This window comes from Pseudomonas sp. Pse1 (genome assembly GCF_024519635.1).
Classification (GTDB): Bacteria; Pseudomonadota; Gammaproteobacteria; order Pseudomonadales; family Pseudomonadaceae; genus Aquipseudomonas.
Genome location: NZ_JALJRO010000001.1, coordinates 555,530 through 581,145, shown reverse-complemented (window position 1 = coordinate 581,145; position 25,616 = coordinate 555,530). Strand labels below are relative to the sequence as shown.

24 protein-coding genes are annotated in these 25,616 nt (G+C 62.7%); 9 read left to right on the top strand and 15 right to left on the bottom strand.

The features are described 5' to 3' along the window. Nucleotides 1-133: 133 nt before the first annotated feature. The 3 genes from NR126_RS02500 to NR126_RS02490 form a co-directional block, all read right to left on the bottom strand. A complete protein-coding gene (locus tag NR126_RS02500; protein WP_027620756.1) occupies nt 134-1,039 on the bottom strand; it encodes an amidohydrolase family protein in 906 nt (301 codons plus the stop codon). A gap of 4 nt (nt 1,040-1,043) precedes the next feature. Then, nucleotides 1,044-1,973: an amidohydrolase family protein gene (locus tag NR126_RS02495; protein ID WP_027620757.1), complete on the bottom strand. Its 930-nt coding sequence runs from the start codon at nt 1,971-1,973 to the stop codon at nt 1,044-1,046. Between the two features lie 301 nt (nt 1,974-2,274). Continuing rightward, complete coding sequence (locus NR126_RS02490) at nt 2,275-3,162, bottom strand: LysR substrate-binding domain-containing protein (protein ID WP_105756045.1); 888 nt, start codon at nt 3,160-3,162, stop codon at nt 2,275-2,277. Nucleotides 3,163-3,281: 119 nt separating this feature from the next. Between NR126_RS02490 and NR126_RS02485 the strand changes: the two genes are divergently transcribed. The 6 genes from NR126_RS02485 to NR126_RS02460 all read left to right on the top strand — a co-directional run bounded on the left by NR126_RS02485 (nt 3,282) and on the right by NR126_RS02460 (nt 9,123). Next, the gene (locus NR126_RS02485; protein ID WP_027620759.1) at nt 3,282-3,746 is read left to right on the top strand and encodes a (2Fe-2S)-binding protein; all 465 of its coding nucleotides are present in this window, start codon (nt 3,282-3,284) and stop codon (nt 3,744-3,746) included. Continuing rightward, a complete protein-coding gene (locus NR126_RS02480) occupies nt 3,746-5,950 on the top strand; it encodes a molybdopterin cofactor-binding domain-containing protein (protein WP_256829620.1) in 2,205 nt (734 codons plus the stop codon). The genes NR126_RS02485 and NR126_RS02480 overlap by 1 nt, the downstream gene beginning before the upstream one ends. Before the next feature lie 6 nt (nt 5,951-5,956). Next, entirely contained in the window at nt 5,957-6,865 is a 909-nt protein-coding gene (locus NR126_RS02475; RefSeq protein ID WP_105756043.1) for a LysR substrate-binding domain-containing protein, read from the top strand. A gap of 72 nt (nt 6,866-6,937) precedes the next feature. Continuing rightward, on the top strand, nt 6,938-8,434 hold the full coding sequence (locus NR126_RS02470) for a helix-turn-helix transcriptional regulator (protein ID WP_105756042.1): 1,497 nt from the start codon (nt 6,938-6,940) through the stop codon (nt 8,432-8,434). A gap of 121 nt (nt 8,435-8,555) precedes the next feature. Continuing rightward, the gene (locus NR126_RS02465; RefSeq protein WP_081786426.1) at nt 8,556-8,816 is read left to right on the top strand and encodes a DUF1652 domain-containing protein; all 261 of its coding nucleotides are present in this window, start codon (nt 8,556-8,558) and stop codon (nt 8,814-8,816) included. Nucleotides 8,817-8,922: 106 nt separating this feature from the next. After that, nucleotides 8,923-9,123 (top strand): hypothetical protein, encoded by a 201-nt coding sequence (locus NR126_RS02460; protein ID WP_027620764.1) that lies wholly within the window; start codon nt 8,923-8,925, stop codon nt 9,121-9,123. Here NR126_RS02460 and NR126_RS02455 read toward each other — a convergent pair. Continuing rightward, nucleotides 9,113-10,510, bottom strand: coding sequence for a HAMP domain-containing sensor histidine kinase (locus tag NR126_RS02455; RefSeq protein WP_256829619.1), 1,398 nt, complete (start codon nt 10,508-10,510; stop codon nt 9,113-9,115). The genes NR126_RS02460 and NR126_RS02455 overlap by 11 nt on opposite strands. Next, nucleotides 10,488-11,171: a response regulator transcription factor gene (locus tag NR126_RS02450; protein WP_027620766.1), complete on the bottom strand. Its 684-nt coding sequence runs from the start codon at nt 11,169-11,171 to the stop codon at nt 10,488-10,490. The genes NR126_RS02455 and NR126_RS02450 overlap by 23 nt, the downstream gene beginning before the upstream one ends. A 353-nt stretch (nt 11,172-11,524) precedes the next feature. On the opposite strand from NR126_RS02450, the gene NR126_RS02445 reads away from it, so the two are divergent. The 3 genes from NR126_RS02445 (at nt 11,525) to nudC (ending at nt 14,355) form a co-directional block, all read left to right on the top strand. After that, nucleotides 11,525-12,466: a hypothetical protein gene (locus NR126_RS02445; protein WP_105756040.1), complete on the top strand. Its 942-nt coding sequence runs from the start codon at nt 11,525-11,527 to the stop codon at nt 12,464-12,466. Nucleotides 12,467-12,705: 239 nt separating this feature from the next. Continuing rightward, complete coding sequence (locus tag NR126_RS02440; RefSeq protein ID WP_027620768.1) at nt 12,706-13,518, top strand: crotonase/enoyl-CoA hydratase family protein; 813 nt, start codon at nt 12,706-12,708, stop codon at nt 13,516-13,518. Between the two features lie 6 nt (nt 13,519-13,524). Further along, nucleotides 13,525-14,355, top strand: a complete 831-nt coding sequence (gene nudC, locus NR126_RS02435) for an NAD(+) diphosphatase (protein ID WP_256829618.1) — start codon at nt 13,525-13,527, stop codon at nt 14,353-14,355. Here the strand turns inward: nudC and NR126_RS02430 are convergent. The 10 genes from NR126_RS02430 to NR126_RS02385 form a co-directional block, all read right to left on the bottom strand. Continuing rightward, nucleotides 14,323-15,102, bottom strand: a complete 780-nt coding sequence (locus tag NR126_RS02430) for a TSUP family transporter (protein WP_027620770.1) — start codon at nt 15,100-15,102, stop codon at nt 14,323-14,325. The genes nudC and NR126_RS02430 overlap by 33 nt on opposite strands. A gap of 89 nt (nt 15,103-15,191) precedes the next feature. Further along, nucleotides 15,192-16,130 carry a helix-turn-helix domain-containing protein gene (locus NR126_RS02425; RefSeq protein ID WP_105756039.1) on the bottom strand — a complete coding sequence of 313 codons (939 nt, stop codon included), beginning with the start codon at nt 16,128-16,130 and terminating at the stop codon, nt 15,192-15,194. Between the two features lie 86 nt (nt 16,131-16,216). Beyond that, the gene (locus tag NR126_RS02420; RefSeq protein ID WP_027620772.1) at nt 16,217-16,717 is read right to left on the bottom strand and encodes an outer membrane beta-barrel protein; all 501 of its coding nucleotides are present in this window, start codon (nt 16,715-16,717) and stop codon (nt 16,217-16,219) included. A gap of 94 nt (nt 16,718-16,811) precedes the next feature. Further along, nucleotides 16,812-17,291 carry an EAL domain-containing protein gene (locus tag NR126_RS02415; protein WP_256829617.1) on the bottom strand — a complete coding sequence of 160 codons (480 nt, stop codon included), beginning with the start codon at nt 17,289-17,291 and terminating at the stop codon, nt 16,812-16,814. 245 nt (nt 17,292-17,536) lie between these two features. Further along, the gene (locus NR126_RS02410; RefSeq protein WP_256829616.1) at nt 17,537-18,019 is read right to left on the bottom strand and encodes a hypothetical protein; all 483 of its coding nucleotides are present in this window, start codon (nt 18,017-18,019) and stop codon (nt 17,537-17,539) included. Beyond that, nucleotides 18,016-18,804, bottom strand: coding sequence for a helix-turn-helix domain-containing protein (locus NR126_RS02405; protein ID WP_256829615.1), 789 nt, complete (start codon nt 18,802-18,804; stop codon nt 18,016-18,018). Before NR126_RS02405 ends, NR126_RS02410 begins: the two co-directional genes overlap by 4 nt. Before the next feature lie 91 nt (nt 18,805-18,895). After that, nucleotides 18,896-19,576 carry a DUF3313 domain-containing protein gene (locus tag NR126_RS02400; protein WP_051550601.1) on the bottom strand — a complete coding sequence of 227 codons (681 nt, stop codon included), beginning with the start codon at nt 19,574-19,576 and terminating at the stop codon, nt 18,896-18,898. A gap of 220 nt (nt 19,577-19,796) precedes the next feature. After that, nucleotides 19,797-20,696 carry a bestrophin family protein gene (locus NR126_RS02395; RefSeq protein WP_027620777.1) on the bottom strand — a complete coding sequence of 300 codons (900 nt, stop codon included), beginning with the start codon at nt 20,694-20,696 and terminating at the stop codon, nt 19,797-19,799. Between the two features lie 322 nt (nt 20,697-21,018). Beyond that, nucleotides 21,019-22,440, bottom strand: coding sequence for an efflux transporter outer membrane subunit (locus tag NR126_RS02390; RefSeq protein ID WP_027620778.1), 1,422 nt, complete (start codon nt 22,438-22,440; stop codon nt 21,019-21,021). Then, nucleotides 22,437-25,616 carry an efflux RND transporter permease subunit gene (locus tag NR126_RS02385; RefSeq protein ID WP_256829614.1) on the bottom strand — a complete coding sequence of 1,060 codons (3,180 nt, stop codon included), beginning with the start codon at nt 25,614-25,616 and terminating at the stop codon, nt 22,437-22,439. Before NR126_RS02385 ends, NR126_RS02390 begins: the two co-directional genes overlap by 4 nt.

Below are 25,616 nucleotides of genomic sequence, written 5' to 3'. Positions count from 1 at the left end.
CAGAGATCTCTGTGGAGATCCCTGTGGGAGCGAGCCTGCTCGCGAATGCGGTTTATCAGCCAGCATCAATGTTGGATGTGCCGGCCCTTCGCGAGCAGGCTCGCTCGCACAGGTACCAGTACCGGTATTGCGCTTAGAGGTAGGTCGTGGTCAGGCGAATATCCGCCTCGATCAGGTCCTTGGGCGGCGGTGTCGGCTCGATGCCGCAGAGCCGGGCGATGTTGTTGCCCAGGTAATCCTCCAGGTGATCCTCATCGATCCCCAGGCCTTGCGGCGCCGGCGAACACAGGACTTCCAGCTCACGCAGCCACATCCCCGGTTCGTTCGGCGGCGAGTCGGTGCCGAAGACGATCTTGTTGCGCGGCAGCTCCTTGGCGAACTCGACAATCCGCGACTGGAAGCACCAGCCCGATTCGCAGTACACGTTGGGGGTGTCCATCGCCATCCAGAACGCCTCGAACGAGTAGTTGCCGCCGGTCTGGATACCGAAGTGGCCGATGATGAAATTGACCATCGGGAACTCGCGGATGATCGGGTAGAACATGGTCGGGATGGTGTACGGCCCGTCACCGGTGTGGATCAGCACCACGATGTTGTACTTGGCGCAGACTTTCATGGCCGGGCGCAGCCAATCCAGCGCGCGGTCCGGGCGGTAGCCGTGCATGTTGGCGTGCAGCTTGAGCATCTTGAAACCGTATTCCTTGATGTGGAACTCCAGCTCCGCCGCACCGTTTTCCGGTCCCCAGCGCGGGTTGAAGTTGAAGTTGCCGATGAAGCGATCCGGGTACTTCACGCACAGTTCGGAAATGTACGACATGTAGTCGCGCACGCCTTCGCGGCCGCGGCGGTTGCCGTCACGGTAGCCGGTGTTGCCCGGTGGCGGCTGGATGAAACCCATGTCGATCCGGCGTGGCTTGCCGTTGATCATGTAGGGGCCGTCCATCAGCTTGAGCATGCGCTCGCCGGTGAAGGGTTCGCCGGTGTGGCGCCAGGCCTCGTCGACCAGGTTGGTGGGGTGCAGATGGGTGTCGATAATCATCGCTTCAGCTCCTGGCCAATTGGCTGGTGACGGGGCGCTTGAGCTGCGCCTCTGCTTCGCAAACGGTGCGCGGTGGCGGGGTGGGTTCGAGGCCGATCATCCGCGCGGTGTTGTTGCCCAAGTACTCTTCGAGGGTGTCCTCGTCGAGGTTCATGCCCTGCGGCGGCTCGTGGCACAGCACTTCCAGCAGGCGCAACCACATGCCCGGCTCGTTCGGCGGGGTGTCGGTGCCGAACAGGATCTTGTGGGTCGGCAGGACCTTGGCGAACTCGACGATCCGCGACTGCAGGCACCAGCCCGATTCGCAGTAGACGTTGGGCAGTTCCATGGCCCATTGCATCGGCTCGAACACGTAGACCCCGCCGGTCTGCACGCCGAAGTGCGCCATGATGAAATTGACGTTGGGGAACTCCTTGATCATCGGCACCCATTCCGACGGGATGCTGTAGGGCCCGTCGCCGGTGTGCAGCTTGACCGGGATGCCCAGCTCGGCGCATTTCTCGAAACACGGCCGCACCCAGTCGAGGGCGCGATCGGGGCGGTAGGCGTGCATGTTGGCCTGCATCTGGACCATCTTGAAGCCGTGCTGGGTGACGTAGCGCTCGATCGCCTCGACGCCGTTCTCGACGCCGCAGCGTGGGTTGTAGACGAAGCAGCCGATGAAGCGGTCGGGGTAGGTCTGGACCATCTTCAGGGTGTACGCCATGTAGGCGTCGATGGATTCGCGGCCCGACAGTTCACCGTCGGTCCAGGTGTAGATGGTGTTGCCCTGGGGTGGCTGGATGAAGCACTTGTCGATGCGCCGCGGTTTGCCGTTGACCATATAGGGGCCATCCATCATCTCCAGCAGACGCTCGCCGGTGAAGGGGTCACCGTCATGCCTCCAGGCGAGGTCCACCAGGTCGGTGGGATAGCAACTGATATCGATGATCATTGAAGTCGATCTCCTGATAGAGCGGGGAAGGGAACCTTGCGGTTCACAGCAGCCACGTCCCGGGCAATCGGCCGTTTCTATGGATGACGCATCACCCATTCCCTCGCCTGTGAGCATCCGGCTCGGGACGCTGTCTGCATGGGGGCGAGTATTGGGAGAGGGGGTTGGGTTCGTACAATATTAATTGGGCGAAGGGGTGATAGGCGGGGGATATGGTTGGGCCGCCTCATTGCAGCGTGGCGTCTAGTTCCCACAGGATTGCGCTCGATCACAAAGGTTGAGCACAGCGCCCCCCCAATACCTAAACCGTAGCCGCCGCCATCCCCCGCACCACCTCCACCACCCCAGCGACCCGCTCGCCATGCCCCGGCGGCCACACCGCGTACAGGTTGTAATGCGCGGCAATCTGCGCATCGTTCAGCGCCACCAACCGCCCACTGCGCAACGCATCCGCCGCCAACAACCCCCGTACCAGCCCGGCGCCAACCCCGGCTTCGGCGGCGGCGATAAGGTTGGCGGCGTTGTCGAAGACCACGCGTGCGCGAGGCTCACGGGGTTCGAGGCCGGTGGCGTCGAGCCAGGGGATCCACGAGCGGCGGGTGTAGCCCAGCAGCGGCAGTTGCAAAACTTGCGCCGGGCTGATCGGCAGTTGCAGACCGTGGCGTTGCAGAAGCTCGGGGGAGGCGACGGCCAATACTCGGTCGCCGCAGATCTGGGTCATTTCGCAGTCTTCCCAATCGCCATAACCGTAACGCAGCGCCAGGTCGACCCGTTCGAAAGCGCTGCGGTCCGAGCGCGGCATCGACAGCAACACCACCTCGGTGTCCGGTAGCGCTGCCAGCAGTTGTGGCAGACGCGGGTTGAGCCAGCTCTGCGCCAGTTCGCTGTCGACATCCAGGGTCAGGCGTTGGCCGATGCTGCGATTTTTCACCGAGGACAGCGCCCGGTCGACCTGGGCCAGGCCATCGGAGAGCACGCTGGCGAACAGTTGTCCGGCATCGGTCAGGGTGCTGCCGCCGCCTTCGCGGACGAACAGCGGCTGGCCAATGAAGTCTTCCAGGGAGCGGATTTGCTGGCTGATCGCGCTGTGGGTGAGGTCGAGTTTGCGCGCCGCACTGGAAAAGCTGCCGCTGCGTGCCGCCTGAATGAACGCGTTCATCGACTGCACCGAGGGGTATCGCTTGTACATGCTGTTAGTCCTCCTTACAGCGCTTGGCAGAAAACGTCGCTGGCCCGATTTGCCACGGCCTTTCAATAATCCCGGCACCAGGCCCGCACAAAGACGGGCCGCTCTGCGGGAGCCTGACAATGATCGACCTTACGGTAAACGGCGTACGACACGAGCAGGTAGAGGCTGAGCCCTCCATGCCCTTGTTATGGGTATTGCGTGATCGCCTGCACCTCACCGGCAGCAAATTCGGTTGTGGGATGGGCCTGTGCGGTGCCTGTACCGTGCACCTCGATGGTGTCGCGGTGCGGGCGTGCCAGTTGCCGGTCAGTGCCGCCGTCGGCCATCAGATCACCACCATCGAAGGCTTGTCGCCGAGTAACAGCCACCCCTTGCAACTGGCCTGGGTCGCCGAAGATGTGCCGCAATGCGGCTACTGTCAATCCGGGCAGATCATGTCGGCAGCGGCCTTGCTCAACACCGGCGCGGCAGTGACCGACGATTCGATCCGCAACGCGATGTCCGGCAACTTGTGCCGTTGCGGCACTTACGGGCGCATCAACAAGGCCATCATCCGCGCGGCTGCCGCGACGAAGGAGGCCTGATGAACCGTCCTGAACTGCCGCGCCGCACCTTCCTCAAACAGGCCGCCACTGTCGCTTCGGGCCTGGCCATTGCGTTCTATCTGCCACCCAGCCTGGCCGGCGATGTCAAAGCACCGGCAGCGGCCAGCGAGTTCGAGCCCAACGCCTGGGTGCGGATCTTTGCCGATGGCACGGTCAAGCTGGTGGTGCACAAGCACGACTCCGGCACCGGCACTCACACCGCCCTGGCGGCCTGCGTCGCCGAAGAGCTGGACGTCGACCCGATGCGGGTCCAGGTGATTTCCCCCGAAGATCCATTCTTCGAGGCTTACATCCACCCGGTATGGAAAGTCTTTTCCACCGGCGGCAGCACCAGCGTGTCCCTCGAGTACGAGCGTCTGCGCACGGCCGGCGCCACTGCGCGCGCTTTGCTGATTGCCGCGGCGGCCCAGCAATGGCAGGTCAACCCGGCCAGTTGCCGCACGGACAACGGCCGCGTGCTGCACGGCGACGGCCAGCGCAGCCTGGGCTACGGCGAACTGGTGGCGCTGGCGGCCAGCTTGCCGGCGCCCGCGCAGGTCAGTCTCAAGGATCCGGCTGAGTTCAAGTACATCGGCAAGCTGCGGCATAAGCGCGACGCCGCGGCCAAGGTCTGCGGCGGCTTCAAGTACAGCCTCGACGTACAATTGCCCGGCATGCTGGTGGCGGTGCTGCAACGCACCCCGGTGGTTGGCGCCAAGGTGCTGGACATCGATGCCCGTGCGGCGCTGAAAGTGCCGGGGGTGCGCAAGGTGCTGCAGATTCCGGGGCGCCCGGACGTGCTGGGCGGCAATCAGGAAAGCGTCGCGGTGCTCGCTGATGATTACTGGGCGGCGCGCCAGGGTCGGGCGTTGCTCAAAGTGCAATGGAGCGAGTCGACGCTCAAGGATTTCGCCAGCGCCGAATTGCCCGCCGCCCAGGCTGCGGCGATTGGCGACGGCAAGGCACTGCGGGTGCCGACCCTGAGCGCCGGTGACGTCGGTAGCCAATGGCCGCTGGCAAAACAACTGATCGAAGCGGACTACGTCATGCCCTACAAGGTGCAGAACCCGCTGGAACCGCTGTGCATCACCGCTCAGGTCAAGGACGGCGCGATCACCTATTGGGGCGGTGTGCAGGTACCGTCGTCGGCGCTGGAAGCGGCCGAGGTGGTGTGCAAGATTCCCAAGCACAAGGTGACGATCAATGAAATGGTCTCCGGTGGCAGCTTCGGTGCGCGCGAATCCAAGTACTGGTTGTTCGAGGTCGCCTACCTGGCGCAACAGGTCGGAGTGCCGGTGAAATTGATGAACAGCCGTGAAGACGAAATGCGCGCGTTGTTCGCTCATCCGGCGACCTTTCACCGCATGAAGGGCGCGCTGGATGCCGATGGCAGCTTGCGCGCCTTGCAGCTCAATGCGGTGTCGCCGGCCTCACCGGAGCAATGGGAACCGGGCTATTTCGAGCGCCCCGATCACATGGATTACAGCACCACTGAGGCCATCACCGCCTGGGATTTTGCCTACCGTGCTCCGCACCTGGACCTGGCCTGGGTCCGTCATGAGCCCGGCGTGCCCAGCGGCTGGTATCGCTCGGTCAGCTTCATCCCCAACGTGTTTGCCGTGGAAAGCTTCATGGACGAACTGGCCTATGCCGCCGGCCGCGATCCATTGGCCTTTCGCCTGGCCCACATGCACGAGCGGCCACGCCACGTCAGCGTGCTCCAACAGGCCGCCGCCCGCGCCGGTTGGGGCCAGCCGCTGCCGGAAGGGACGGCGCTGGGCATCGCCACCAATCAGGGCTACACGAGCTTTATCGCGGTGGTCGCGCGGCTGGTGAAACAGGCCGGCGAGATCCGCGTCGACAAGCTGACCTGTGTGGTTGATTGCGGCCTGGCGGTGTCGCCGGGCGGGGTCGAGGAGCAGATCTACGGCGGCCTGATGTGGGGCCTGGGCCATGGTTTGTTCGACCGCATGGAGATGAAAAGCGGTCAGGTCGTGCAGAGCAATTTCCACGACTACCGGGTGCCACGCATGTCGGACATGCCCGAAGTCGACATCCTGGTGCTCGACGGTGAACCCTCCAAACCGGGTGGCGTCGGTGAGCTGGGCAGTCCCTCGGTGGCGCCGGCGATTGCCAACGCGCTGTTCAGCCTGACCGGCATCCGCCAGCGTTCGACGCCGCTGGACCTGAGCGTGACGGGGTAATGGGCCATGGACCTGCGCCTGTTGCGTTACTTCATGGCCTTGGCCGAAGAGCTGCACTTCGGTCGCGCCGCCACCCGGCTGCACATCAGCCAGCCACCCTTGAGCCAGCAGATTCGTCTGCTGGAAGAAGAGCTGGGCACGCCGTTGTTCGAGCGCAGCCACCATCGGGTCGAGTTGACGCCGGCCGGCGCGGTGCTCAAACAGCAGGCGCCGCTGGTGTTCGAACAGCTGGAGCGGGCGCTGGACCTGACCCGCCAGACCGGACGCGGGCAACTCGGCGAACTGGAAATCGGCATGATCAGCTCGGTGATGGTCGGCGTGCTGCCACGGGCCTTGCGTCGTTTTCGCGAGCGCTATCCGCAGGTAACCTGGCGCCTGCACGAAATGACCCCGGCGGCCCAGTTGACTGCGCTCAAGGAGAAGCGCATCGATGCCTGTGTGTTCCGGGTCGGCACCGATGATCCCGACCTGCGCAACGAATTGCTGATCTATGAACCGATCCGCGTGGTACTGCCGATGGATCATCCGCTGGCGGCGCGTAGCACCCTGGCCCCGGCTGACCTGGCACTGGAGCCCTTTGTCGCGCTGGAGTTGAAGCAGTCGCGCTTCGCCAATTTTCTCTACGAGTGTTGTCTGAAGGCCGGCTTCACCCCGCAGATCAGCCAGCAGGTGATCGAGGTGCAGACCTTGCTCAGCCTGGTCCGCGCCGGCTTTGGCGTGGCCTTGTTGCCGGCCTCGATCGAGCAACTGGCGCCAGCCGGGGTGGTGTTTCGCAGCCTCAAGCCGGCCTTGCCCCAGGTGCCGCTGTACGCGACTTACCGCGCCGACGACAGCTCGCCGGTGCTCAAATTGTTCCTCGACACCCTGCGCGAATTGGTGCTGGAGGAGGGCGCGCTTGCCGCGCGCGTGCACTAGCGCTGCACTATCCTCAAGCGCTGCGGTCGTACCCTTCACAAGGGCTGCGGCCCAGCGAATCGGGGAGATGCAATGAGTCAGGATGTTCTGGTCGCCGAAACCAATCGCCGCCAAATGCAGCAGATCATCGCCGGCTTGTCCGACGGCGTGATCCTGCTGGATGCCGATAAAAGCCTACTGTGGGCCAACGATGCGGTGCTGTTGATGCACGGCGTCGAACGTATCAGCGACCTGGGCAGCAATGCCCGCGAGTACGCGAAACGTTTCCGCTTGCGCTATCGCAACAACCACCCGGTGGCGCTGAAAAACTACCCCATCAGTCGCGCGGCCAATGGCGAAACCTTCAGCGATGTGCTGGTGGAAGTCACGCCCACCGCCGACCTCGAACGCACCTGGGTGCACCGCGTGCGCAGCCTGGTCCTGACGGATGCGCAGGGCGCCGTGGATTCCATGGTGCTGATCTTGAGCGACGCCACCGAATGGGCCGGCGCCGAGCAACGCTTCGAAAAAACGTTCAATGCAAACCCGGCGCCTGCGGTGATCTGCCGTCTCAGCGATTTGCGTTACATCAAGGTCAATCAGGGCTTCGTCGATATGACCGGTTTCACCCGTGAGCAGATCATCGGCCGTTCGCTGTATGAACGCGATGTGCTGGAGGATGCCGAGCGCCGCGAGCTGGCGATCGAGCGTCTGAGCCAGGGCATCACCATTCCGCAGATGCAGGCTGATCTGCGGGTCGCCGATGGCAGTCGCAAACTGGTGGTGGTGGCGGGGCAACCGCTGGAGCTCAATGAAGAGCCTTGCATGTTGTTTTCCTTCGTCGACCTGGAGTTGCGACGGCGCGCTGAAACTGCCCTGCGCCATAGCGAGGAGCGCTTCGCCAAGTCGTTTCGCATGAGTCCGGTGCCGACCCTGGTGTGCAGTGCCGACACCCTGGAGATCGCCGAAATCAACGATGCGTTCATCCACACCAGCGGCTATTCGTCGGAGGAGCTGTTGGGCAGGACCCTGGCGGATATCGGCCTGACGGACAGCAAGGACGCCTCCAGCAAACTGTTCAGCGAACTGAAAAAGCACGGCCGGCTCGACAGCCTCGACCTCAAGGTCCACAGAAAAGGCGGTGAGCTGATCGATTGTGCGGTGTGGGCCGACACCGTGAGCATTCACGAGCACAGCTGTTACTTGCTGGTGCTGATGAACATCACTGAGCGCAAGCGCACCGAGACCGAGCTGGTGGTGGCCATTGAGGAAGTGATGCAGGACGCCTCCTGGTTCAGCCAGACCTTGATCGAAAAGCTCGCCAACGCCAAGAACCCGCAGCGGGCTCAGCAACCGGGGGTGACCTTCACCGAACTGACGGCCCGTGAGCGCGACGTGCTGGGGTTGATCTGCGAGGGCTTGGCTGACAAGGAAATCGCCGCGCGCCTGGGGCTGGCGCCCAATACCATCCGCAATCACGTATCCACGGTCTATTCGAAACTGGCGGTACACAGCCGCAGCGAAGCCATCGTCTGGGCGCGTGAACGCGGCTTGTTTGGCTCCGAGCATCGGGCAAAACGCCCGAAATGAAGGTGCAAATGCACTAGTGAAACCAGTGCAATTTCGGCTTCTGGTACAGGGCAGGGCTCCTTAGGCTGTCAGGGTGAGATGACGTCCGGTGGACGTCGGCATATCCCTTCCCAGCACACAGGTGCCTGCCTTGATCAGCCAAGCGCAACTGCGCAGTTACATTGAACGTGCCCTCTCGCCCCTGGCGTGCGAGTTGGCCGTGGACGGCGACGGCTCCCTGACTCTGCGGGTGTTCGAGCCCCTCAGCGGCCAGGTCAATCTGGTGGTGACCGGTATCAAGCCCGGCAAGTTGCACAATGACAGCGACCTGCAGCAAATGGTCGAAGAGTTGCGCTATGAGTTGGGCAGCAGTGGCCTGCGACGACTGTGGTCGGGTGAGTAGAGTAGGTTGAACTATCGCCGGGTGGCGCCGCTCTACTGCTCAGGCGTGCCCGGTATCGAGCCGCTTCCCACTCATCAGAATCGCAGGCCACCTCATGCACCCATTAATGAGATCTGCCCTGGCTGCACTGCTGTTGGCGTTCGCCGCCCTCGGTGGTTGCGCCAGCCCGCCGCCACCGACGGTAGTGGTTCAGGCGCCTCCGGTAAAAACCTGCAACAGCAACGAAGACACCCAAGTGTTGGGCGACGCCCGTGCCGAAGGTGAGGTGACCCGGGTCACCACGACCACCCGTTGCATCACGCAGTAGGCGCCAGCAGGCGTTGCCGGCAATCGAGGGTCAGGCGTGCGCCGCCGCGTTCGCTGACCCCGACGTCGAGGCTGAAACCATGCAACTGAACGATGGCGGCGACAATCGACAGACCGAGGCCAAAGCCGCCGTTCTGCGCGCTGTCGTCGACCCGATAGAAGCGCTGGAACACCGCTGCGCGTTTGTCGGCGGGAATTCCCGGGCCCGAGTCGGCGACCTCGATTCGCGTGCTGCCGGCCTGATCGCTGGCCCGCAGGATCACCTCGCCACCCGCCGGGGTGAACTTGATCGAGTTGCTCAACAGGTTCGACAGCGCCTCGAACAGCAGCGCGCGGTCGCCGGTTACCGGCGGCAAGCTTGAGGGCGCTTGCAGGCACAAGCTCAACTGGCCTTCCTCGGCAAGCGGCAGGTAGAAATCGTGCAGTTCCTGCAGCAGTGACAACGGGTCGAACAACACAAAGCCCGAGCGGCGCTGCTGGTCTTCCAGTTCGGAAATCCGCAGCAAGCCGCGAAAGCGCGCCATCAGGGTGTCGGTTTCGCCGATCACCTGGTCCAGTTGCGCGGCTTCGGTGGAGCCTTCCCCAGCCTGCTGCTGCATCCGGTACAACTGGGCGCGCAGGCGGGTCAGCGGGGTGCGCAGGTCATGGGCGATGTTGTCGCACACGCCCTTGACCTCGTTGACCAGGCGCTCGATGCGTTCGAGCATGGCGTTGACGATGGCGGCGAGCATGTCCAATTCGTCGCGGCGACTGGACAGCGGCAGGCGGTGATTGAGGTTGCCGGCGACTATGGCTTCGGCGCTGGCTTGCAGGGCGTGAATCCGTTGCAACGGCCGGCGGCGCAGCAGGTACCAGCCGGCGACTCCCGGAATGATGGTCAGCGATACCCCCCACAACAGCGCGTGGAGGATGATCCGCGTCACCGCAAACAGCGAGCCGTTGTCGCGCACCAGCACCAACCAGCGTCCGTCGAGGGTCGGGGTGGCCACAGCGTCGCAACTGGCATGGGCCAGCAGGCTGTCATCCGGGTCACCGCAGTTGTCGAGTTCATGCACCTGGCCGTCCAGCGGCAGGCCTTCGGGAATCTGCCGGATCAGCCCGTGCAGCGGTCGTTGCAGCGCATCGAACAGGCCATAGGCATCGACTCCGCGCTGGTCGAAGGTGCGGCTGGCGAGCAGGGCTTCATCCAGTTGTCCGCCGTGAAAGCGCGAGAACAGGTGCTGACGTTGCATCATCGAATGCCGCGCCAGGTTGTCCAGGTAGCTCGACACTTCGTAGTACATCACGCCCAGCAACAGGCAGCTCCAGACCACGAACAGCGAGCTGTACAGCGCCAACAGGCGGCTGCTGGACGAGCGCCAGCCTTTAGACGGGTTCAGCAATGACATAACCCGAGCCTCGCACGGTGCGGATCAGCGGCAGCAGGCCCGGTGGGTCGACCTTCTTGCGCAGGCGGCCGATATGGACGTCGATCAGGTTGGTGCCGGGGTCGAAGTGGTAACCCCAGACCTCTTCGAAAATCATCATCCGCGAGAGGATCTGCCCGCTGTTGCGCAGCAGGAATTCCAGCAGTTTGTATTCGGTGGGCAGCAGGGTCAGCACCTGGCCGGCGCGGGTGGCTTCGCGGCTGATCAGGTTGAGTTCGAGGTCGGCGACGCCGAGGGTGGTTTCGAAGTTCTTCACCGTGCTCTGGCGGCGCAGCAGGACTTCGACCCGGGCGGCCATTTCGTCGGTGGCAAAGGGTTTGGTCAAGTAGTCGTCGCCACCGGCACGCAGGCCACGCACTCGTTCGTCGACGTCGGACAGGGCGCTGATCATCAGGATCGGCGTCGACACGCCCATGGTGCGCAGGGTGGTGACGATGGCCAGGCCGTCGAGCTCTGGCAGCATGCGATCGAGGGTGATCAGGTCATAGTCGCCACTGACCGCCCGCGCCAGGCCTTCGCGACCATTGGCCACCCAGTCGACGTCGAGGCCATGGCTGCTCAGCTCGGCAACAATCTCCCGCGCGGTGACCGCGTCGTCTTCAATGGTCAGGATTCGGGTCATGGGGTTTGCCTGGGGTGAATGGATTACCGGGGTAGTGTGCCAAGAAATGGGCGTGGGGTTGCTAAATTAACTTTCATACAGGGTCGTAGGTGCTGGCTTGTCAGCGAAAGCGCCGGCACAGACGCCTTCGCCGGCAAGCGGGCTCCTAGTGTTTTTCGGATTCGGCACCTATTGCGTTTGACACAGTGCATTTAACCCGCCCTAAGACACAGATTGTTGCAAATTGCATGACTGCCGTTATCGAAGAATCTCATAACTAACTGAAATAAAGAGGTTTCCTCAGTTCCGCCAACTGGCACGTCCACTGCAATTCTCCAGGTGAAGCGTTTTCCCATGCCTGGAGCACCACCACTATGAATAGATCCTCCGATATGTATCCCACCGACCTGCCGGCCTCAAGTGCCGTATCAGGTGTGTCCTGGGCGGCGATTTTTGCCGGGGCGGCTGCCGCTGCGGCGTTGTCGCTGATTCTCGTGGTGCTGGGTTTCGGCCTGGGCTTTTCGGCGGTGTCGCCGTGGGCCGACAGCGGGGTCAGTGCCAAGGGCCTGGGAATATCGACCATTGTCTGGCTGGCCTTCACGCAGATCGTCGCTTCCGCACTCGGTGGTTATATCGCCGGACGCCTGCGGGTGAAATGGGAAAACATGCATGGCGACGAGGTGTATTTCCGCGACACCGCCCATGGCTTCCTCGCCTGGGCAGTCGCCACCTTGGTGACCGCCACATTGGTGGTTGGCTCCATCAGCAGTGTCATCAGTGGTGGGGTGCAAGCCAGTGCCAGTGTTGCCGGTGGGGCGGCCAGTGCCATGACTCAGGTGGCCGGCACCGCTGCCAGCCAGGGCTCCAGCAATGATTACGGCTATTTCGTCGATACGCTGTTTCGCGATGACCGTCCTGCCGCCGTCAGCGATGATGCCGCCCACGCTGCCGTTGCACGGATCTTCGTGCAGACCATGGGCAACGACGGCCAACTGACCCCGGAAGACCGTACCTACCTCGCGCAACTGGTGGCCCAACGCACCAACCTCAGCCAGGCCGACGCCGAGCGCCGGGTCGATGAGGTGTTCGCCAAGGCGCGTCAGGCGATTGAACAAGCCAAGCAAACCGCCCAAGAGGCTGCCGACACCGCCAGCACCGTTGCCGCCTGGACCGCGTTGTGGACGTTCGTCGCGCTGCTCTGCGGTGCTTTCTTCGCCAGCCTCGCGGCTACCTTCGGCGGTCGTCGCCGGGACGCCGTGGTGTACCTGGAACCGGTCGGCTATATCCCTGCCACTTCGCCAACGCCACTTCGCTAATCAGAGGAGCATTCCCATGCGCTCACTTCTATTGTTCTTCCTCGGTGTGCCGATCCCGATCATTATTCTGATCGCGCTGTTCATGCACTGATCCCTTTACCGGCTGCAACCGACCGCGCCTGCCCCGAGCAGGCGCGGTTTTTTTCAGTCCTGCTTTTGGCCGATGCACTGCCTTCGACCGTCAACCCAGGCTTGCTATAGTCCGGGGCTCTTTTCCAGCTCCAGCAAGGATTACTGCCATGCCCGAATATCAAGCCTTTCGCGTCGAACTGGCGGACAACATCGCCCATGTGCAGATCAACCGCCCGGAAAAGATCAACGCCATGAATGCCGCGTTCTGGACCGAGATCATCGAGATTTTCCAATGGATTGACGACACCGATGAAGTCCGCGCTGTGGTGATCAGCGGTGCCGGCAAGCACTTTTCCTCGGGCATCGATCTGATGATGCTGGCCTCGGTGGCCACGGAAATGGGCAAGGACGTCGGGCGTAACGCACGTCTACTGCGCCGCAAGATTTTCGCCCTGCAGGCCTCGTTCAATGCCGTCGACAAATGCCGCAAGCCAGTGCTGGCAGCCATCCAGGGTTATTGCCTGGGCGGCGCGATCGACCTGATCAGCGCCTGCGACATGCGCTACGCCGCCGCTGACGGGCAATTCTCGATCAAGGAAATCGATATCGGCATGGCCGCCGACGTCGGGACCTTGCAACGCTTGCCGCGCATCATCGGTGACGGCATGCTGCGCGAACTGGCTTACACTGGTCGCACCTTTGGTGCCGAGGAAGCTCAGGCCATCGGCCTGGTCAACCGGGTTTACCCGGACGCCGCCAGCCTGCTGGAAGGGGTAATGGGCATTGCCCGCGAGATCGCTGCCAAGTCGCCGATCGCCATCGCCGGGACCAAGGAAATGATCAGCTATATGCGTGATCACAGCATCAACGATGGCCTGGAATACATCGCCACCTGGAACGCCGCCATGTTGCAATCCAACGATCTGCGCGTGGCCATGGCCGCCCATATGAGCAAACAGAAACCCGAATTTCTGGATTGAGTGCACATGACTTCACGCTGGACCACTGCAGTACTGGACACCGATACCCCTGGCGGCTGGGCCGTGGCCCGCAGCCCCGAGGGCTTTTTATTCGATGACAACGGCGCGTTGTTTCCCCGCGAATGGCTCAAGCGCCAGGAGTTGTCGGTCCTCGCCGAACACGGCATCGGCCACCTTGACGGCGAGCCGGTGTACCTGCTTGAACTCAAAGCCGCCAGTGAGGTGCCGGGCTGCAACTGGAAGGGCTTGCGAGCGTTCATGCTCGAAGGCGATCACACCCTGTACAAGGTGCTTGGCTATGCCGCGCAAATCGGCACCTGGGCCCGCGAGCATCGCTTTTGTGGCAACTGCGGTCAGGCCATGGTCCAGGTGCCGCGTGAGCGGGCGATGTTCTGCGCGCCGTGCGAATTGCGCAGTTACCCGCGAATTTCACCGAGCATGATCGTACTGATCACCCGTGGCGACGAAATCCTGCTGGCGCGTTCGCCGCGTTTTGTCAGTGGGGTCTACAGCACGCTGGCCGGGTTTGCCGAGCCGGGGGAGTCGGCCGAGGACTGTCTGATTCGTGAGGTGCGCGAAGAGGTGCAGATCGAGGTCAGGAACATTCAGTACATGGGCAGCCAGTGCTGGCCGTTCCCGCACTCGATGATGCTGGGTTTTCACGCCGAGTACGCCAGCGGCGAGATCGTCCCGCAAGCCGACGAGATCGAAGACGCGCAGTGGTTCAACATTCACGCGCTGCCGCCGTTGCCGGCGTCGCGCTCGATTGCCCGTTACCTGATCGACGTCTACGTCGCGCGGCGCTTAGGCCACGCTGAACCAGTGCTGCCAGGCTAGGCGCACGGTCAGGCCGAGTACCACAGTGATGAACACCGGGCGAATGAACTTCGCCCCACCGCTGATGGCGGTGCGTGCGCCAAAGAAGGCGCCGACCATCACTGCCACGCCCATGCTTACGCCGATGATCCAATCCACCTGCCCGGAAAATATGAACACCGACAGCGCCGCCGCGTTGCTCACAAAGTTCATGCTGCGTGCTACGCCGCTGGCCTTGACCAGATCGATGGGGTAAAGCAGCAGGCTGCTGACCGTCCAGAACGCCCCGGTGCCCGGACCGGCCACGCCGTCATAGAAACCCAGGCTGAAGCCCTGGCTCGACTGCCATTTCTTTTTGATCGGCGCATCGCTGTCGGTCGGCGTCTTGGGCGTGCCGCCGAACAGCAGGTACAGGCCGCAGGCGAAGACAATCACCGGGAGCATCTTGTTCAGCCATTCGGCCGGCAGGTAGTGGGCGACGATCGCACCGGTCAAGGCGCCAACCAGGGTCCCGACGATGGCGTGCACCCACTGCCTTGGATGGAACAGCTTGCGCCGGTAGAAGGTCACGCTGGCAATGGCCGAGCCGAAGGTCGCGCTGAGCTTGTTGGTGCCCAGTACCAGATGGGGTGGCAGGCCGGCGGTGAGCAGGGCCGGGGTGGTCAGCAGGCCACCGCCGCCGGCAATGGCATCGATGAAACCGGCAATGAACGCGACAGCGACCAGAATGGCCAGGGTGGTGAGATCTACGCTGAGTTCGAAAGGCATGGGGTCGACTTATTCGGTGGGGCGGTGGGGGGTAAGACAGGCCGCCATCTTACCCGTAACCTTTTGTCGCCGCGACCGTCGACGGGGTGTCAGGCGCTGTTGCGGCGGAACGTCTGTGACGGCGTTTCCCCGTAGATGCGCTGATAGTCCTGGGAGAAGCGCCCAAGATGGAAGAAATTCCACTGCATGGCGGTTTCGGTGACCGTGGCCCAGCGCTGGGTCAGCAGGTCGTGCCGGGCATTCGACAGGCGCAGTGTGCGCAGGTAAGCCATGGGCGTGGTGCCGAAGGTCTCGACAAAGCCCTGGTGCAAGGTGCGCCCCGGGGTGCCGAGGGTTTGGGTCAGTTGCTGCATGGTCACTGCGGTGTGGGCGTGAGCGTGCAAATAGTCGATGGCCTGGCTGGCGACTTTGCGCCGCAGCGGCGCCTCGCGGGTCGACTCGAGCGCAGGGCTGAGGGCCTGCAGCAGCGAACTGAGCAAGGTCGCTTCCCATTGCGCACCGGTCAAGGCATCGGGCGGATGGCGCTGGTTCAGCGAGACGCTGATGGTATTCACTGCCAATTTCAGCGAGCACAGGTCCGGTGCCTGATAGCGCTGGTCGCGACGCTGCTTGAGCACGTCGACAGCACCCTGGGCTTGGCGGCACTGCTCGTAGTGTTCGAGGGTGGTGGTGACGGTGAACAGCGCTTCATCCGGCTCCCCCAGGTAGTGCACTTCTTCGCCGCTGTACAACACCATCAGCTCGTTGGGGTGCAGCCGTTGCTGGTTCCAGGTCGGCCGGCCGGTGGCCGATTGCGACAGGGCCAGGGTGACGTGGCCTTCGGGTACGCTACTGACGGCGCTGATCGAACAGCCGAGGTCGAAGCGGCTGTGGCGCAGGCGTGGGCCGCGGACGTGGCGCAGGCGCTGCACCCGTGCATCTTTTTCGATGGACGAGAAGTCGATGCGCCAGAAGTCATTGCCGACGGACAGTTGGTCCAGGGCTACGGATTCGAGGGTGAGCAGAGCGGGAGACGCAAGGGTAGTCATGCTGGACAGTGAGGGTGCCTGGAAAACGCAAAACGATGTCTGAAAGGATCAAACCGGGCGAACACGGTGCGCGCCCGGTGTGTGTATCAGAACAGTATAAAGGCAGAGGCGGTGGTTTGATTCAGATCGATGTCACCGACTTGCAGCACTTCGTACTCGGCGCGGATGCCGATGTTGCGGAACACGTCCATTTCCACCCCGGCGCCGTAGGTCAGGTCGACCCCGGTGTCGTCGTCGGTGGCATTGCCGTCGGCGTCCCAGGCGTGGGCCCCGACGCTGCCGAACAGACGGAAGCGCTGGCCCAGGGGAAAGCCGACATGGGCGGCGACTTGCGCCGAATGGCCTTCGAAGTCCAGGTTATCTTCCTTGAACTTACCCAGATCGACGATCGCGCCCTCGAACGCCAGGTAGCCATTGGCGCGGTAGCCGGCAAAGACCTTGTAGCTGTTGTCTTCATCGCTCAGGGAGCTGTTGTCGGTTTCGATCTGGGTCAGGCCCGCGCCCACATAGAAACCCTTGTCATCGGCCAATGCCGGCAACGACAGCAACGAAATCAGGGACGCGATGGCGAACTTACGAAATGGCATGTGCAGTGCAATCCTTAAACATGAAGGGGGTGAGGTGTTGAGCGGGACAATGCCCGGCAGGACGGCTTGATAAAAATCATTAATGCTTATTGGCTCAGCGCGGCACGGTTTGGGCTTCATTGGCGATGGAGAAATAGCGGCGGGCCAGGGCGGCGATCGACAGCGGCGGGGCATTGATCCGCGAGGCGCCCACTGGTTGGCGGCGACTCGAACTGCTACTGAGGCCGAACGTGATGGCCGGAGCAGGAATGCCATAGCGGGCGAGCAGCGAGTCGACCATTTCCGGAAAGTGTTGATTGAGAAGGGTCTGGGGGCTGAGTTCGAGGCGGATCGAAAAGTTTTTGCAGGCCCACAAATAGCCGCTGTAGTCCTCGGCGATCTGGCGCAGCACCGCCTCGGTGGATTCGGCTGCGCTGAGCGTGGCAGGCTTCACGATCATTCCGTCCAGACTCCAGCGTGGCAGTGCCAGGGCGCCGGTCAGCCGATCGTGGCGCCGGTCGATGATCGGCCGGTAGCTGATGTCCAGTTGCGGGGTAAAGGCGGCGTAGTGAAATTTGATTGCGCGCGACGTCATGGCGAGACCCTGATGAGTGCGAGTCGACGGTTGCAAGAGGCAGCGGGGCGGGTGATTCAGATGTCCACCAGCCAGGCCAGAGTGATCCCGCAGAGATAGGCGAACAGGCAAAGCAGGACTTTTTGTTTGAGCGGTAGGGCGTTCAAGCGACGGCTGAGCATGCGGGTCTCCTGGGTCGGGAAAAGGCAGCAGGCTCGGCGTCCGGGGCGCTTAAAGCAAATCATTGATTGTCATTTGTCGCGCTTTCAGTGGTTCATGCAGCGCAGGCGATCCATCTCGTGCTGGAAGAAACACAGGGTGTTGTCGCTGGGAGTGGCGAGGAAGCTGTAGTTGAGGGTCGAGCCTTCCTGGACCACGTACTGGCGGCGAAAAAACAGGTCCGGGGTCTTGTCGATGGCGAACAGTTCGCTGTCCTGGCTGAGTTTCGCGCGCACCACTTTGACTTCAACGGCGTTGGGGCTGGCGTGGATGATATCGGCGGTCAGGGTGGCATTGCGCAGCTGCCCGTTGAGGCTTTCGATGGTCGAGTGGGTCATGCGATGTTCGCTGACGGTGAGGAATTCCTCGGTGTTCAATTGGCTCTGATCCTCCAGCCACTGCCGGCTCAGGGTGTGGAAGTTGCTGTTGCTGTTGAACGGTACCGGCGAGTAGAACAGGGCACCCAGGCAGCCAAGGTTGATCAGGGCCAGCAACAGCCACTGCCAGGGGGTTTTGCCGCGCAGGCTCACAGGCTGACCTCCAGGCATTGCGCCAGGACGTCGGCCAGTTGTCGTTGCTGGGGGTTGAACAGCAGGTTGCGGGTGGTCTGGTCGGTGCGAATGCATGAGATCGAGTAGTTGCTCTTGGATTGGTGAATCCACACCTGTCCGGCCAGATCCCTGGGCAGGTTGTGCAGTTGTTTGTCGACGGCGGAGCCGAGGGCCTGGGCTTGATCCTGGGTAGAGCCGAGGGTGCTGAGGGTCAGGTTGCCGCGTTGGGTACTGGCAACTTCGATGCTCGGGGTCTTCGACGACAGGCTGAAATGGGCCAGGGTCGCCAGGCACATGAGCAGGGTGAAGGCATAGCCCAATCGCAGCCAGTTCGGCGGCTGTTTGATCGGGGCGGCAGGCGCCGCGGCAACCGGTGCGGTGAGCGGTTCGGGCTCGATTGCCGTCGGCGCTGCCTCGGCGTCAGCACCGTTGCGGACATACAGCGGGTTGAAGCGGTAGCCGCGCCGCGGGATGGTCATCAGGATGTCGTGGTCGCGGCTGTCGTTGAGCAGGTTGCGCAGGGAGAACACCACCTGGTTCAGGCTGCCGGAGGCGACTACCCGATCATTCCAGGTGTGTTCGATGATCTGCTCGCGGGTCTTGATCACCCCCGGCTCGGCCAGCAGCAGATCGAGCAGGCGCGATTCGGCGCGCCCGAGGGTGCTGTGCTGGACTTCGCCCAGCGGTGTGGTGATCGACAGTGTCGAGTCATCGGGGTTGAACAGCGCCCTGGAGCCGTTTTTCAAGGTGAAAGAATGGCTCATGGTCGATCCTCTGGCGGCGCTGTTGTGCGTGAAGTTTTGCTCGTCAGCCACAGTCTAGCCAACCTGGATGAGCCTGATGCAATGGGGTGGGTCAGTGGCTGCTGGCAGGCTTGGCGAAGGCCTGGTCAGCCCTTTCCCGTAGCTGTTTGGCCCAGGCATCAAGGGCCGGGTAGGTGTCCTCGATTTTGGTCACGGCCGATGGCGAGATGTTTTTGCCAGTGGTGGCGCTGACGGACTGGGCCAGCAGTTCGCGGCTCTTGGCGTCACGCATCTCGCCTTCGAAGAATATCCGTACGCTCTCGTCGCGGGTGCCGGTCAGGTGCATGGCGCCGCCGATGACGAAGCCGATCGGCAGGTATTCCGGGATCGACAGGTCACGCGGCGTACGCTCGCTGCCGGTGATAGCGGTGCGCAGCATCAAGGTGTTGGGCTCCGGGTGGCGGGTGACTTCATAACCGGCGGTGAGGAACTGATGCATCATCGCCTGGTTCAGGTATTTGAGCATCGCGCGGGTTTCGGCCGGGTTGCGCTTGAGATCCGTGTCGCTGGAGTACAGGCGTGGCGGCTCAATGTACACCCGCTTCTGATAGGACTGGCTCAGCTCGAGACCGGGCTTGACCCACACCTCGCTCTTGGGCCATTGCGGGTCCTTGGTCATGCGAGCGTAGTCGTCAAGGAAGCCGGAGTGATGGGTTTGCGCATCGGGCATGGTCGTACAACCGGTCACGGCGAGAAGCAGGACCACTGGAAGCAGGCGAGAAAGGCGTTTCACAGGATTATCCATGGGCTGTGGCGAATGGGGCCGCGCATGGTGCCGGGGGTGGGGAGGTGGCGCTATCCGAAAACTGCGAGGGGGGGGAATTGGCTGCGGCGCTGTTGACTGTGTACATATTCATTTGCGCGGTGACGGATATGTACACCGGGAAAATGCCTTCGCCACAATGCGACAGAAATGGATATCAGACGAAACGTGGCGTTCAGTCAAACCCCAATCAATCCAGCACATACTCAATGGGCAGCAACGCCGGCGGCAGCTCTTCATCCCCCAACGCCGCCAGCACCTCGCGTTCGAGGGTGCGCAGGATGGCGTTGCACGGCAAATCGTTTTCATCAAATCCAAACGGATCTTCGAGGTCGTCGCCGATTTCGTCCAGGCCGAAGAAGGTGTAGCTGACGATGGCAGTGAACACCGGCGTCAGCCAGCCCAGGGGTTCGGCCATGGCGAAGGGCAGGAGGATGCAGAACAGGTAGATGGTGCGGTGCAGCAGCAGAGTGTATGGAAAGGGCAACGGCGTGCTCTTGATCCGCTCACATGAGGCCTGCACCTGGCTCAGGCTGACCAGCCGGGTTTCCAGTTGGGTGTAGCGCCATTCGCTGATCTGGCCATCCTCGGCCAGGCGCGAGCAGCGGGCGCCGATGCGTTGCAACAGACGGTCGCTGAGGTTGGGGTGCTGCAGGTCGTGGCTGACGTCGGTCCAGGCCGCAATGGCCCGCGCTTCGTCTTCGAGGCGCAGGCGGGCGATCAGGCCATGGGCGAAGCCGCATAACTCGCGCAGCAACCCCTCGCGTTCATTCGCGTCCTTGAGTACCTGGGTTTCGCGGATCAACGAGCGCACCTCGATAATCATCTGCCCCAACTGCTTGCGCCCCTCCCACCAGCGGTCGTAGCAGGCGTTGTTGCGAAAGCTCATGAAGATCGACAGGGATAAGCCCAGCAGCGTAAAGGGTGTGGCGTTGACCTTGGAAAAGTACGCCGGGTGCAAGGTTTCAATCAGCACGATGACCGAGGCCAGCAAGGTCACCAACAGGCTGCGCAGGGCAATGCGCTTGGCAATCGAGCCCTTGAGGGAAAACAGGATGGCCAGCAGGTGCGGTTTGGGGCGGACGATCATGGGGTGGGTCTTCAGCTCATTGACTGGCGTTTGCGCAGTGATGGAAGGCTAGAAGGTGGGGGGCAGGGTGTCCAATTGTTCTGGCTGACGGGGTGATTGATGGGGTCTATGAATTGAACTCTGGTGATCAGCACCGGACCCTGTAGGAGCTAGCCTGCTAGCGATGAAGTTGATGCGGTGTCGCTGATGGCCCCATCGCCAGCAGGCTGGCTCCCACAAAAGCCTTATCTCCACTTGACACAACAAAAAAAGCCCCGCGACCGAATGAGACGCGGGGCTAAAAATTGGTTGGTTGCGGCCAACCAAAGGAGCACGGGTAAGTCTAGTTGCTGGCCACGATTTCGGGTTGCCATCCGCCACCGAGGGCTTTGTAGATGGCGACGATGCCACGATACAGATCGACCTCGGCCTGGGCCTGGGAGTCTTCTGCGGCAAGGCGTTCGCGCTGGGCGTCGAGCAGCACCAGGAAGTCCACCGTGCCTTCGCGATAGCGAATTTGCGCAAGGTCGGCGGCGGCGCGACTTGACTCGCTCTGGCGGATCAGCGAAATCAGGCGCTGCTGCCGTTTACCGTAGTCAGAGAACGCGTTTTCCGATTCCTCCAATGCCAGCAGCACTTGCTGTTCGTAGGTCGCCAGGGCGCCATCGGCGTTGGCATCCGCGGCGCGCAAGCGAGCCCTTACGCTGCCCAGGTCGAAGGCCGCCCAAGTGATGCTCGGGCCCAGCGCCCAGGCGTTCGCGGCAGATGAGCCGATCTGCGAACCCCTCCCGGCGGTGAAACCGAGGAAGCCGCTGAGGCTGACTCGAGGGAACAGGTCGGCCTTGGCTACGCCAATGCGCGCGGTGGCGGCGGCCAGTTTGCGTTCGGCGCTCTGGATGTCTGGACGGCGTTGCAGCAGTTGCCCCGGATCGCCAATCGGCAGGGCCTTGGCGATGGCCGGCAGACTCGCCGGGCTCAGGTCGACGCTGAGTTTGTCCGGGCGCTCGCCGAGCAGGGTGGCGATGCGGTTGCGTTGACGGATCTGCACTTCCTGCAATTGCGGCACGCTGGCTTCCACGGAAGCCAGGCGGGCGTCGGCGCGGACCACGTCGAGCTGATCGCCGACCCCGGCATCGCGCAGGCTGACGGTGATCTTGCTCGACTCCTGCTGGTTCTGCAGGTTGGCCAGGGCGATTTTCTCCCGCAGTTGCGCGCCACGCAGTTGCCCGTAGGCGTCCACCAGTTCGGCAATCATCGTCACCTGCAACTGATAGAGATCGGCCGCCGCCACCTGGGTGTCGGCGTCGGCCGCTTCCAGGTTGCGCTGGATCCGGCCGAACAGGTCGACCTCCCAGGCCATGTCCAGGCCCAGGTCATAGCGTTCGCTGTTGACTCGGTCGGTGGTCTGGCCGGGAATCTGCCCCTTGGCCAGGTCACTGCTGACCCGGCTGGTGATCACCGGCATGGCGTCGTTGCTGACGTCGTCGCGGAACGCCCGTGCCGCCCGCAGCCGGTCAAAGGCCACGCGCAACTCACGGTTGCCCTGCAACGAGGTGCTGACTAATTGGTTGAGGATCGGATCCTCGAATTGCTGCCACCAGATGCCTTCGAAGCGCGAACGGTCGAAGTTTTTCTGGCCATTGGCGCCGTCAGTGGCCGCCGTGATGTTGGCGGCCTCGGTGGCGGGCGTCTGATAGTCCGGGCCGACGGCGCAGGCACTCAGGGCCAGCGCCAGCAGGCTCGGCAGAAACGCTTTCAGGCTCATTGTTGCGCCTCCAGTTGCAGGGCCTTGTTGGCTTTGCGCGCTTCACCGCGCTCCACATAACGACGGATCAACAGGTAGAACACCGGCGTCAGCAGCAGGCCGAAGAAGGTCACCCCAAGCATCCCGGAGAACACCGCAACACCCATGGCATGGCGCATTTCGGCACCGGCGCCGCTGGAGAACACCAGGGGCACCACACCCATGATGAAGGCGAACGAGGTCATCAGGATCGGCCGCAGACGCAGGCGGCAGGCTTCCAGCACCGCGCTCAGCGCATCCATGCCTTCCTCTTGCTTGTCCTTGGCAAACTCGACGATCAGGATCGCGTTCTTGCACGCCAACCCCACCAGTACGATCAAGCCGATCTGCGTGAAGATGTTGTTGTCACCGCCGGACAGAATCACCCCGGTGATGGCCGACAGCAGGGTCGTCGGCACAATCAGGATCACTGCCAATGGCAGGCTCCAGCTTTCGTACTGCGCCGCGAGCACCAGGAACGCCAGCAATACGCAGAGCGGGAACACCAGCAGTGCGGTGTTGCCGGACAGAATCTGCTGGTAGGTCAGGTCGGTCCATTCGTAGGTCATGCCGTTGGGCAGTTCTTCCTTGAGTAGCTTCTCGATGGCCTTTTCCGCCTGGCCCGAGCTGTAGCCAGGTGCGGCGGCACCGTTGATTTCAGCGGTGATGAAGCCGTTGTAGTGCATCACGCGGTCCGGCCCCGAGGTGTCGCTGACCTTGATAAAGGTCGCCAGCGGGATCATCTCGCCCTTGTTGTTGCGCACTTTCAGTTGGCCGATCTGCTCCGGTTCGAGGCGGAACTGCTGCTCGGCCTGGACGTTGACCTGATAGGTGCGGCCGAAGCGGTTGAAGTCGTTGGCATACAGCGAACCCAGGTAGATCTGCAGGGTGTCGAAGATGTCGCTGACGGCCACGCCGTGGGTCTTGGCTTTTTCGCGGTCGATGGCAGCATCGACCTGCGGCACGTTCACCGTGTAGCTGGTGAACAGCCCGGCCAGTTCTGGCACGTTGTGGCTCTTGTTGATGATGTTCATGGTTTCTTTGTACAGCTCGTCGTAGCCCAGGTTGCCCCGGTCCTCGATCTGCAGGCGGAACCCGCCAATGGTGCCCAGGCCCTGTACCGGCGGCGGTGGGAAGATCGCCATGTAGGCTTCCTGAATATCCGCGAACTGGCCGTTCAAGGCACCGGCAATGGCCCCGGCGGACATGCTCGGATCCTTGCGCTCATCGAACGGCTTGAGGGTGACGAACACGATCCCGGCGTTGGGGCTGTTGGTGAAGCCGTTGATCGACAGGCCGGGGAAGGCTACGGCGCTTTCCACGCCCGGCTGTTTCAGCGCCAGGTCGGACATGCGCTTGATCACGTCTTCGGTGCGGTCCAGGCTGGCCGCGTCCGGCAGTTGGGCGAAGGCCACCAGGTACTGCTTATCCTGGCCGGGTACGAAACCGGTCGGGGTACTGGAGAAGCCGAAGAAGGTCAGCACCATCAGGCCTGCATACAGCACCAGGGCGATGCCGCTGCTGCGGATAACCCGGGCCACGGTGCTGACGTAACCATGGCTGGCGCGATCGAAGAAGCGGTTGAACGGACGGAACAGCCAGCCGCCGAACAGCTTGTCGAGGATCCGCGAGAAACGGTCCTTGGGCGCGTCATGGGGTTTGAGCAATACAGCGGCCAGGGCCGGGGACAGAGTCAGGGAGTTGAAGGCCGAGATCACGGTCGAGATGGCAATGGTCAAGGCGAACTGCTTGTAGAACTGCCCGGTCAGGCCGGAGATGAACGCCGCCGGGATAAACACCGCACAGAGCACCAGCGCCGTGGCAATGATCGGGCCGGTCACTTCGCCCATCGCCTTTTTGGTCGCATCGAAGGGGTTGAGTCCCAGTTCAATGTTCCGTTCGACGTTCTCTACCACCACGATGGCGTCGTCCACCACGATACCGATCGCCAGTACCAGGCCGAACAGCGACAGCGCGTTGAGCGAGAAGCCGAACAGGTGCATCACCGCAAACGTACCGATCAAGGATACCGGCACCGCCACCAACGGAATGATCGAGGCGCGCCAGGTCTGCAGGAACAGGATCACCACCAGCACCACCAGGATCAGCGCTTCGAACAGGGTGTGAACCACCGCTTCGATCGAGCCGCGGACGAAGATCGTCGGGTCATAGACGATGCTGAAGTCCATGCCTTCGGGGAAGTTCTGTTTCAGTTCGGCCATCTTCGCCCGGACTTCGTTGGAAATCTCGATGGCGTTGGAGCCTGGGCGCTGGAAGATCGGGATCGCCACCGCCGGCTGGTTGTTCAGTAGCGAACGCAGGGCGTACTGGCTGGAGCCCAGCTCGACCCGGGCGATGTCTTTCAGGCGAGTGATCTCACCGTTATCGCCGGAGCGAATAATGATGTTCTCGAATTCTTCCTCACTGACCAGACGGCCCTGAGTGTTGACCGACAGCTGGAAACTCTGGGCGTTGGGCGCGGGTGGCGCACCGAGGGCACCGGCAGCGACTTGGCGGTTCTGCTCACGAATCGCGTTGACCACGTCGGTAGCGGTCAGGTTGCGCGACGCGGTCTTGTTCGGATCCAGCCAGACCCGCAGCGAGTAGTCGCCCATGCCGAACAACTGCACGTCACCGACGCCGCCGAGGCGCGCCAGCTCATCCTTGATGTTGAGGATCGCGTAGTTGGACAGGTAGAGCATGTCGTAGCGTTTGTCCGGCGAGGTCAGGTGCACAACCATGGTCAGGTCGGGCGAGGCCTTGTCGACGGTGATACCGATGCGCGTCACTTCCTCGGGAAGCTTGGGCTCGGTGCGGGTCACGCGGTTTTGCACCTGCACCTGAGCGTTGTCCAGGTCGGTGCCGAGGGCGAAGGTGATGGTCAGGGTGATCTTGCCGTCGGCGGTGGACTGCGAGGACATGTACAGCATGTTCTCGACCCCGGTGATCGCCTGCTCAAGCGGCGCGGCGACGGTTTCGCCGATGACCTTGGGGTTGGCACCCGGGAAGTTGGCGCGCACCACCACGGTCGGCGGCACCACTTCCGGGTATTCGCTGATTGGCAGCTGGAATAGCGAGATCGCCCCGGCGATCAGGATCAGCAGCGACAACACCGCGGCGAAGATCGGCCGGGAAATGAAGAACTGGGAAAAATTCAT